The 9,712-nt window shown below is 68.0% G+C and carries 8 protein-coding genes; 3 read left to right on the top strand and 5 right to left on the bottom strand.

Going from position 1 to position 9,712, the window contains the following annotated elements; all coding sequences use genetic code 11:
• The first annotated feature begins 54 nt into the window (after window positions 1-54).
• The 3 genes from dnaG (at window position 55) to Tther_RS13625 (ending at window position 6,312) form a co-directional block, all read left to right on the top strand.
• Complete coding sequence (gene dnaG / locus Tther_RS03370) at window positions 55-2,061, top strand: DNA primase (RefSeq protein ID WP_143900899.1); 2,007 nt, start codon at window positions 55-57, stop codon at window positions 2,059-2,061.
• 292 nt (window positions 2,062-2,353) lie between these two features.
• Window positions 2,354-4,699, top strand: coding sequence for an RNA polymerase sigma factor RpoD (gene rpoD, locus Tther_RS03365; RefSeq protein WP_143900897.1), 2,346 nt, complete (start codon window positions 2,354-2,356; stop codon window positions 4,697-4,699).
• A gap of 110 nt (window positions 4,700-4,809) precedes the next feature.
• Window positions 4,810-6,312 (top strand): methyl-accepting chemotaxis protein, encoded by a 1,503-nt coding sequence (locus Tther_RS13625; protein ID WP_143900895.1) that lies wholly within the window; start codon window positions 4,810-4,812, stop codon window positions 6,310-6,312.
• Here the strand turns inward: Tther_RS13625 and Tther_RS03355 are convergent.
• From Tther_RS03355 to Tther_RS03335, 5 genes are all read right to left on the bottom strand, one after another.
• Window positions 6,287-7,138: a class III extradiol dioxygenase family protein gene (locus Tther_RS03355; protein ID WP_143900893.1), complete on the bottom strand. Its 852-nt coding sequence runs from the start codon at window positions 7,136-7,138 to the stop codon at window positions 6,287-6,289. The genes Tther_RS13625 and Tther_RS03355 overlap by 26 nt on opposite strands.
• Window positions 7,139-7,164: 26 nt before the next feature.
• Window positions 7,165-7,527, bottom strand: a complete 363-nt coding sequence (locus Tther_RS03350; protein WP_143900891.1) for a protocatechuate 4,5-dioxygenase subunit alpha — start codon at window positions 7,525-7,527, stop codon at window positions 7,165-7,167.
• Between the two features lie 61 nt (window positions 7,528-7,588).
• On the bottom strand, window positions 7,589-7,858 hold the full coding sequence (locus tag Tther_RS03345) for a hypothetical protein (protein WP_143900889.1): 270 nt from the start codon (window positions 7,856-7,858) through the stop codon (window positions 7,589-7,591).
• A 16-nt stretch (window positions 7,859-7,874) separates the two neighbouring features.
• Window positions 7,875-8,858: a Gfo/Idh/MocA family oxidoreductase gene (locus Tther_RS03340; protein WP_143900887.1), complete on the bottom strand. Its 984-nt coding sequence runs from the start codon at window positions 8,856-8,858 to the stop codon at window positions 7,875-7,877.
• Complete coding sequence (locus tag Tther_RS03335; protein WP_143900885.1) at window positions 8,855-9,712, bottom strand: class III extradiol dioxygenase subunit beta; 858 nt, start codon at window positions 9,710-9,712, stop codon at window positions 8,855-8,857. Before Tther_RS03335 ends, Tther_RS03340 begins: the two co-directional genes overlap by 4 nt.

Genomic DNA, 9,712 nt, shown 5'->3' with positions numbered 1-9,712 from the left:
GCGTGCCCGGGGGCGGACGCTGCCAAAGCGCGCGCGATGCCCGACAATGCGCGCGTGAGCATCCCATCCGCCTTTTTGCAGGAGTTGCTGGCGCGCGCCGATCTGGTCGAAGTCATCGGCCGCCACGTGGCGTTGCGCAAAAGCGGGGCCAACTACCTGGGTCTGTGCCCGTTTCACGCCGAAAAGTCGCCTTCCTTCACCGTCAGCCCGGCCAAGCAGTTCTACCACTGCTTTGGCTGCGGCGCGCACGGCAATGCGATCGATTTTTTGATGGCGCACACCGGCGCGGGTTTTCGCGAGGCGGTGCACGATCTGGCGGCCCAGCTGGGCCTGACGGTGCCCGAAGACGAGCGCTCCCCCGCCGAGCGGGCGCGCGAGGCCGCGCAACGCCAGCAGCAGGCCAGCTTGACCGACGTGCTGGCGCGCGCCGCGCAGGCTTACCGTGCCCAGCTCAAGGCGGCGCCGCGCGCCATCGACTACCTCAAAGGCCGCGGCCTGACCGGCCAGATCGCCAAAACCTTCGGCCTGGGCTACGCACCGCCGGGCTGGCGCTTTTTGTCCACCGTTTTTCCGGACTACCAGGATGCGCGCCTGGTGGAGGCCGGCCTGGTGGTGGCCAGCGACGAGGACACCGCCGACGGTGCCGCCAGCCAGCGGCGCCACGACCGCTTTCGCGACCGCATCATGTTTCCAATCCGCAACGTCAAGGGCGAGGTGATCGGCTTTGGCGGGCGCGTCATCGACGGCGGCGAACCCAAGTACCTCAACTCGCCCGAGACGGCGCTGTTTCACAAGGGTGAGGAGCTCTATGGCCTGTACGAGGCGCGCAGCGCCATCCGCCAGGCTGGCTGCGCCCTGGTGGTGGAAGGTTACATGGACGTGGTGGCGCTGGCCCAATGGGGGTTGGGCCATGCCGTGGCGACGCTGGGCACCGCCTGCACGCCCGACCATGTGCGCAAGCTGCTGCGCTTTACCGACGATGTGGTGTTTGCCTTCGACGGCGACGCCGCCGGCCGGCGCGCGGCGCAGCGGGCCTTGGCCGCCGCGCTGCCCTGGGCCACCGACACGCGGCGCTTTCGCTTTTTGTTGTTGCCGCCGGAGCACGACCCCGACAGCTACATCCGCGCCCACGGTGCCGAGGCGTTTGCCGCGGCGCTGGCGCAGGCCACGCCGCTGAGCCGCTTCGTGCTCGAGGTGGCGGCCGAGGGCTGCGACCTGGCCACGGCCGAAGGCCGCGCGCGCGCCACCGCCCAGGCCCAGCCGCTGTGGCAGGCGCTGCCCGACGGAGCGCTCAAACGCCAGTTGCTGCACGAGCTGGCCGAGCTCGCGGCGCTGGAGGTGCGCGACCTGCAACAGCTGTGGCACACCGATGCCCGCAGCGGGCGCGCCGCGGCGCCTTCGGCGCGTTCGGCGCGCTCGGCGCGCTCTGCGCCGGCGGCCACGGCACCACCCACGCACCGGGCCCATGCCGACGCGATCGCCCCGGGGGCCGCCACCGCAGCCACGGCGGAGGTGCCTGCCGCCGCGCCACCCCGCGGGCGCTGGCCCGCGCGCGCCGATGCCGCCACCCTGCAGGCGCGGCGTGCGGCGCGTGGGCTGCTGGGCCGCGCCGACCGCATCGCGCGCATCGTGCTGACCACGCCGCAGGCCTGGGATTGGCTGACCGCCGACGACCACGCTTTGCTGGCGGCCGAACCGCCGCCGCACGGCCCCCTGTTTGCGTGGCTCGAGGGACAGTGGCTGGAACACGGCGCGCAGCCCTGGGCCGCGCTGCGCGAGGCGCTGCGCGGCCAGCCCTTCGAAGCGTTGGCGCTGGCGCTGCACGACAGCGGGTTGGGGCTGGAGCGCGTGGACGCCAACGCCCCCGAGGTGGCGTCGGCCGACCACGAGGAGCTGCGGCGCGAGCTGCGCGAACTGCTGCGCCGCATGCGCATCGAAGCCCTCAAGCAACTGGAAACCGACCTGATTGGCCGCGCCGCCACCGACCCCGCCGCGCTGGCGCGCTACCGCGACGTGGTGCACGAGCGGCGTCGTTTGCAAAACGAGGATGAGCCGGTATAATGGAGCGTTTCGCAAGTGCGACAGCAGCACCTTCCGGACAGGGCCGTATAGCTACGCAAATTGCCGCGCGGGTTACCACGCAGGTCACGGGTGAAGACGACGCAGACACCCTTTGCCAGCAACCCCAGCGGGCGCGCGGGACGACACCCCCACGGCCAGGACGCCACACGGCGTCCGCCCCGCAAGGACTGCACACCCAATGTTCGCCCACCCGGCTTGCGAATGCGGCGTGCCGCCCCCACATCCCTGTCCTCTCCAGAACCCGCCCTGCGTCGGGCAGAAAGCGTTTGCCATGAGCACTCGTTCGAAGAAGTCCGTCACCCCTGCCGAAACCGTCGAATCCGTGCCCACCGCGCCGGCGACCACGCCGCGCAAGCGCGCCAGCAGCGCCACCCCCGCCGACGCCGAAACGACCACAACCGCGCCGCAGGCGGCGGCTGAGGCGCCCGCCGACGCGGCCAAGCCCGCCCGCAAATCCACCAAAAAGTCCAGCGCCTCCGGCACCCAGGCCGCTGGCGCCACCAAGAGCAGCGCCAAATCGGGCGCGAAATCGGGCGCCAAAGGGGGCGCCAAGCGCGGCCGCAAAGCCGCCTCGAAGAGCGACGACGAAGTCTTTGACGACGCCGACCTCGGTGACCTGGACGACGATCTGATCGACGACGACGTCGAGGCGGTGGCCGACGATGGCGCCGACCTGGAAGGCGGTGCCGAGCCGGCCGAAAAGGCCAAGCCGCTGCGCATGAAGCTGTCCAAGGCCAAAGAACGCGCCCTGATGAAGGAGTTCGGCCTGGATGACACCGTGTTGACCGAGGAAGAAGCCAAGCTGCGCCGCGAAAAGCTCAAGCAGCTCATCAAGCTCGGCAAGACGCGTGGCTACCTGACCCATGCCGAGATCAACGACCACCTGCCGGACAAACTGGTCGAGCAAGAGACGCTGGAGGTCGTGGTCTCGCTGCTCAACGACATGGGGGTGGCGGTCTACGAACAAACACCGGACGCCGAAACCCTGCTGCTGACCGGCGCCCCCACCGCGGTCACCACCGAGGAGGAAGCCGAGGAAGAAGCCGAGGCCGCCCTGTCCACGGTGGACAGCGAATTTGGCCGCACCACCGACCCGGTGCGCATGTACATGCGCGAAATGGGCACGGTCGAGCTGCTCACGCGCGAGGGTGAAATCGAAATCGCCAAGCGCATCGAAAGCGGTCTGCACGAGATGATGGCGGCGATTTCGGAGTCGCCGGCGATCATCCACGACATCCTGACCATGGCCGATGAGATCCGCGAGGGCAAGGTCATCATCTCCACGGTCGTGGACGGTTTTGCCGACGCCGACGAGGCCGACGACTACGTGGCCGAAGAGGACTTCGACGACTACGAGGACGACGACGGCAAGGGCGGCTCCAAGGCGCTGACGCGCAAGATGGAGGAGCTCAAGCGCGAGGCGCTGGCGCGATTCGACACGATCCGCGCACTCTTCGACGAGCTGCGCCAGGTCTACGAGGCCGAAGGCTGGGGCACGCCGCGCTACCAGGCGGTGCAGGCGCGCATCACCGAAACGCTGATGACCATCCGTTTCACCGCCAAAGCCATCGAGACGCTGTGCGACAAGGTGCGCCAACAGGTGGAGACGGTGCGCAAGATCGAGCGCGAGCTGCGCCGCATCATCGTCGACAAGTGCGGCATGCCGCAGGAGAAGTTCATCGCCGAGTTTCCGCCCAACCTGCTCAACCTGCAGTGGGTGGAGCGGCAGGCCGCCGCCGGCAAACCGTGGAGCGCGGTGCTCGGGCGCAACGTCCCGGCCATCCAGGAGCTGCAGCAGCGCCTCATCGACCTGCAGGCGCAGGTGGTGGTGCCGCTGGAGCAGCTCAAGGCCATCCACAAGCGCATGAACGAGGGTGAAGCCACCTCGCGCGACGCCAAGCGCGAGATGATCGAGGCCAACCTGCGCCTGGTGATCTCGATCGCCAAGAAGTACACCAACCGCGGCCTGCAGTTCCTCGACCTGATCCAGGAGGGCAACATCGGCCTGATGAAAGCGGTGGACAAGTTCGAGTACCGGCGCGGCTACAAGTTTTCGACCTACGCCACCTGGTGGATCCGCCAGGCCATCACGCGCTCGATCGCCGACCAGGCCCGCACCATCCGCATCCCGGTGCACATGATCGAGACCATCAACAAAATGAACCGCATTTCGCGCCAGCACCTGCAGGAGTTCGGGGTCGAGCCGGACGCCTCCATCCTGGCCGAGAAGATGGACATGCCGGAGGACAAGATCCGCAAGATCATGAAGATCGCCAAGGAGCCGATCTCGATGGAAACCCCCATCGGCGACGACGACGACAGCCACCTGGGCGACTTCATCGAGGACACCAGCAACGTCGCGCCGGTGGACGCGGCCATGCAAGCCGGCTTGCGCGAGGTGGTCAAGGAGATTTTGGACACCCTGACGCCGCGCGAAGCCAAGGTGCTGCGGATGCGCTACGGCATCGAAATGTCCACCGACCACACGCTGGAGGAAGTGGGCAAGCAGTTCGACGTCACGCGCGAGCGCATCCGGCAGATCGAGGCCAAGGCGATCCGCAAGCTCAAGCACCCGAGCCGCTCGGAAAAGCTGCGCAGCTTCCTGGACAACCTGTGATGGCAGGCGGCGTACGCGCCATAATCTGCAACACCGACAACCACAATCCGACGTCTTGAGGGAGGGTGTACCGCAGAGGTGCACCCTTTTTTGTTTCCTGGAGAGGCCCGATGTCCACCCCATCGCCACACGATCCCCTGCAGCCGATCTACCGACGCGCCGACGCCGCGATGCTCGCCGCGCTGGCGCTGTACGCCATCGCGTCGGTGCCCATCGTGCTGTTGATGCAGCGACCGGGCTTGGGCCTGGGGGCGGAGCTGGCGTGGCTGGTTGGGTTGTCGCTGCCGGGGGTGATCGGCTTTGCGGCGTGGCGCGGCACGCTGGCCGGCCGGCTGCTGCTGGCCACCTCGCTGTCCACGTTGGTGATGCTGCACATCCAGGTCTCGGCCGGCATGGTCGAGTTCCACTTTGGCGTGTTCGTCACGCTGGCGCTGCTCATGACCTATCTGGATTGGCGCCCGGTGGTGTGGTCGGCGGCGCTGTTCGCGGTGCATCACGTGTCGTTTGACCGCCTGCAGGCGGCCGGCTGGGGCCTGTATTGCCTGAGCGAGCCCAATTTCCCCGTCATCATCCTGCACGCGGCTTATGTCATCGTGCAGACCGCCTTCGAGGTGGCGCTGATCGTGTGGCTGGCGCGCCTGGTGCGCGACAACGCCGAGGTCGCCGCGCTGGCCGACAGCCTGTCCCGCGATGAACGGGTGGTGTTGGACGTGGGCCATCTGCGCGCCTCGACGCCGCTGGCGCAGCGCCTCAAAGCCGTCATCGGCCGCATCGCCACGGCGGTTGCGGGCATTCGCGCCGCGGTGCAGCAGATCGAAACCGCCGCCGCCGAAATCGCCGGTGGCACGCAGGACCTGAGCCGCCGTACCGAAAGCGCGGCGGCCAGCCTGGAGCAAACCGGGGCCAGCCTGCAGCACTTGACCGAGAGCGTGCGCCACAGCGCGGACGCGGCACGCAGCGCCAACGAGTTGGCCGCACAGGCGGCCGACACCACGCGCCGCGGCGGCGAGACGGTGGCGCAGGTGGTCAGCACCATGGCCGACATCCAGGCCAGCAGCCAAAAAATTGCCGACATCATCAGCGTCATCGACGGCATCGCCTTTCAGACCAACATCCTGGCCCTCAACGCCGCGGTGGAGGCCGCGCGCGCCGGCGAGGCCGGCCGTGGCTTTGCCGTGGTGGCAGGGGAGGTGCGCGCCCTGGCCCAGCGCAGCGCGCAGGCCGCACGCGAGATCAAAGCGCTGATCGAGACCAGCGTGGCCAAGGTGCAGGCCGGCAGCACGCAGGTGCAGCAGGCTGGCCAGACCATGGACGACATCGTGCGCGCCATCCAGCGCGTGGCGGACACGATCGGCGCCATCACCCACACCGCGCACGAGCAAAGCGAGGGCATCGGCCAGGTCAACGCCGCGATGGGCTTGCTCGACCAGAGCACGCAGCAAAACGCGGCGCTGGTGGAACAGTCGGCCGCGGCGGCCGAGGCCTTGCGCGAGCAGGCGCAGCGGCTGCAGCAGGCGGTGGCCGTGTTCGAATGGGCGGCTGCCCCCTACTCGGCTGCGGCGCATGCGCCGGCGCTGGGTGCCCCGCTCACGGCACGGCTTCCAGCGCGATGACGCCGGTGGCGGTGTTCGAGATGGGGATGTGGTAATGGCGGTGGACCAGCCGCACGCCGCTGCCGGCCTCGGTGAGTGCGGCGCGCATGGCGAGCCACATCAGCAGCTCCACCCCCTGGGTGCCGGCCCGTTCCACCAGCTCGCGGTCGCTGTACTGGGTCGCCCACTGGGGGTTGGTTTCCATGCTCTGCAAAAACTGCAGGTCAAAGCGCTTGTTGATGAAGCCCGCCCGCTCGCCCTCGAGCTGATGGCTCAAGCCGCCGCTGCCCATGACGACGACGCGACGCGCATCCGCCCAGCACCCGACGGCACGCCCTACCGCGCGGCCCAGCGCATAGACACGCTGGGCGCTGGGCAGGGGAAACTGCACCGTGTTGATGTGGATGGGCACGATGCGCACCGGTGCGGGGTGTTGGTCGGGCCAGAACAGTTGGAACGGAATCGTGCAGGCATGGTCCACCCGCATCTCCTGGCAGACCGTGAGGTCGAATTCCGCCGCGGTAAGCTGCTCGACCAGGTGCCACGACAGCTCCGGGCAACCCGCCAGCGGGGCGGTGGTCGGAATGCCCCAGCCCTCGTCGGCATGGTGGTACTCGGCGGCGGCCCCGATGGCAAAGGCCGGTAGCTTGTCGAGGAAGAAGTTCAGCCCATGGTCGTTGTAGAACACGACGACGACCTCGGGCTGCACCTGCCGCAGCCAGGCGTGGATGGGGGGAAAGCCGTCGAAGAACGGCTTCCAGTAAGGCTCTTGCTGTTTGCCTTTCGCAATTGCGTTGCCGATCGCGGGGATGTGCGAGGTGGCCAGGCCACCGATGATCTGGGCCATGGGAACGTCTCCTGGGGCGGTGGGCCTCAACACTGCTGGTTGGCGGCCACCAGCTTGGCCTGGAACTCGGCTTTGCTCATGCCGGTCTGCTGCGCGCCGATGTCTTGCATATCCCAGCCGAAAATACCCGCCAGCTTGGCCAGGTAGTAGGCGTTGCCCCCTTCGGCCAACATCGCCAGCACCTGGCCGCTGCGCACGGCAGCCTTTTGCGCCTCGGTCAGGCCGTAGCGCGCCATGTAGGCCTCGGGATCGGCGCGGAAGGCCTCGCGGTTGGCGGCCTCGTTGAAGGAGTAGCACATTTTGTTGAGCGCATAACCGCGCTGTGCCAGCGCACCGTCGAAGGGTTGCGTGCCCGGGATGGGACGCGGCGCAGGGGTGTGTGGGTTCATGGACTTGCGGTCTCCACGGATCGGGCCCCGATGCGGTACACGGCAGCCGCCTGGGGGGGTGTCAGAAACGCTCGGTGTCCACCTCGTCTTCGCCCTGGGTGTTGTAGCGCGCGCCGCTGACGGCCTTCGGGGCGAAGATGGCGTCCAGCGCGTTCAGCAGCAGCCGCGCGGCATCGGCCTGCGGCACCGGCTCGCCGTAGGCGTGGCCAATGTTCATGCAGCCCAGGCCGAAGGCCGAGACCTCGAACGGCCCCAGGCGCCGCGTCGGCCACGGCGTGGGCGGCGCTAGGAGGGCGGGAGCAGTCTGCTCCCCCACAGAACTGCCGATCATGCCGGCTACGCCCGGATCAGCGCGGCGCCGGGCCGTTGTCGGCCAGCAATTGCTGCTCCAGCTGGTGCAGCACCTGGTAGCACGGCAGCACCTGGGCAACGCTGGCGTTGGGCTCGCGCCCCTCACGGATGGCGGCGAAAAATTCGCGGTCCTGCAGCTCGATACCGTTGAGGGACACATCCACGCCCGAGACGTCGATCGGCGTCTCGGGGCCCTTGCTGTGGCTTTGCACCAGATCGTCGTAGCGGGCGATGTAGGTGCCGGTGTCCCCGATGTAGCGGAAAAACGTCCCCAGCGGGCCGTCGTTGTTGAACGACAACGACAGCGTGCAAATGGCGCCGTTGGCGGCCTTGAGCTGGATGCTCATGTCCATCGCGATCTTGAGCTCGGGGTGGTAAGGACCCTGGATGGCATGCGCCTGCACGATGGGGCTGCGCGCTTGGTAGGCAAACAGGTCCACCGTGTGCGCCGCGTGGTGCCACAGCAGGTGGTCGGTCCAGCTGCGCGGCTGCCCCAGCGCGTTCATGTTGGTGCGGCGGAAAAAGTAGGTCTGCACATCCATCTGCTGGATGGTGTATTCACCGGCCAGGATGCGCCGACGCACCCATTGGTGGCTGGGATTGAAGCGCCGCGTGTGGCCGCACATGGCCACCATGCCCGTCTCGCGCTGGCGCTGCGCCACCGCCTCGCCCTCGCGCAGCACGTCGCACAGGGGGATTTCCACCTGCACGTGTTTGCCCGCCTCCAGACACGCCAGGGCCTGCGTGGCGTGCAGTTGCGTGGGCGTGCACAGGATGACGGCATCCACCTCCCGCATCGCCAGCGCGTCGGCGAGCTCGGTGGTGGTGTGGGGCACGCCGTATTTTTCGGCGACCTCCTGGGTTTTGGCCGGTTCACGGCCAATGAGCGAGACGACCTTGACATCCGGAATCTGGCGGATGGCGTCGAGGTGTTTTTGGCCGAAGGCACCCGGCCCGGCCAGCGCGACTTGGATGGTCATGCGGCATTCTCCAAAATCAGATGGCCCACGGCGGTGTTGCTCGCGGGCACGTGGTAGAAACGGTGCGCCACGCGCGGCTTGGGCCCCCCGGCCACGTCGGCCATCGCGCCGCGCGCGATCAGCCACATCACCAGCTCGATGCCCTCGCTGCCCGCCTCGCGCACGTACTCGATGTGGGGCACGTGGCTCAAGCCCGCCGGGTCCTCGATGAGGCGGTCCAGAAACCGGTTGTCCCACTCGGCGTTGATGAGCCCGGCGCGCGGCCCCTGCAGCTGGTGGCTCATGCCACCGGTGCCCCAGATCTGCACGTTCAACGGCTCGTCGTACGACTCGATGGCCCGGCGAATGGCCTGCCCCAGCTGGAAACAGCGCCGCCCCGACGGCACGGGATACTGCACCACGTTGACGGCAAACGGAATGACCTTGAATGGCCACGCCTCGGGCTGACCACACATCAGCGACAGCGGCACCGTCAGGCCGTGGTCGACCTCCATGCGGTTGACCAACGTCAGGTCGAAGTCGTCCTGGATGACGCTTTGCGCGATGTGGCTGGCCAACTCCGGGTGACCGATGACGCTTGGCACCGGACGCGGGCCCCAGCCCTCATCGGCGATCGGAAACTGCGCGCCCGTGCCCAGCGCAAACGTGGGAATGAGCTCCAGGCTGAAGGCCGTGGCGTGGTCGTTGTAGACGAGAAACACCACATCCGGCATGTGCTCGCGCAACCACTGCTTGGAATATTCGTAGCCGGCAAACACCGGCTGCCAATAGGGTTCGTGGGCTTTGCCATGGTCCAGTGCCGCGCCAATGGCGGGCACGTGGCTGGTGTACACAGAGGCGGTGATGCGTGCCAT

The sequence above is a fragment of the Tepidimonas thermarum genome (assembly GCF_007556705.1).
Classification (GTDB): Bacteria; Pseudomonadota; Gammaproteobacteria; order Burkholderiales; family Burkholderiaceae_C; genus Tepidimonas; species Tepidimonas thermarum.
Note: the sequence above shows the minus strand (reverse complement) of the source record. Positions and strands in the feature narration are given on the sequence as shown.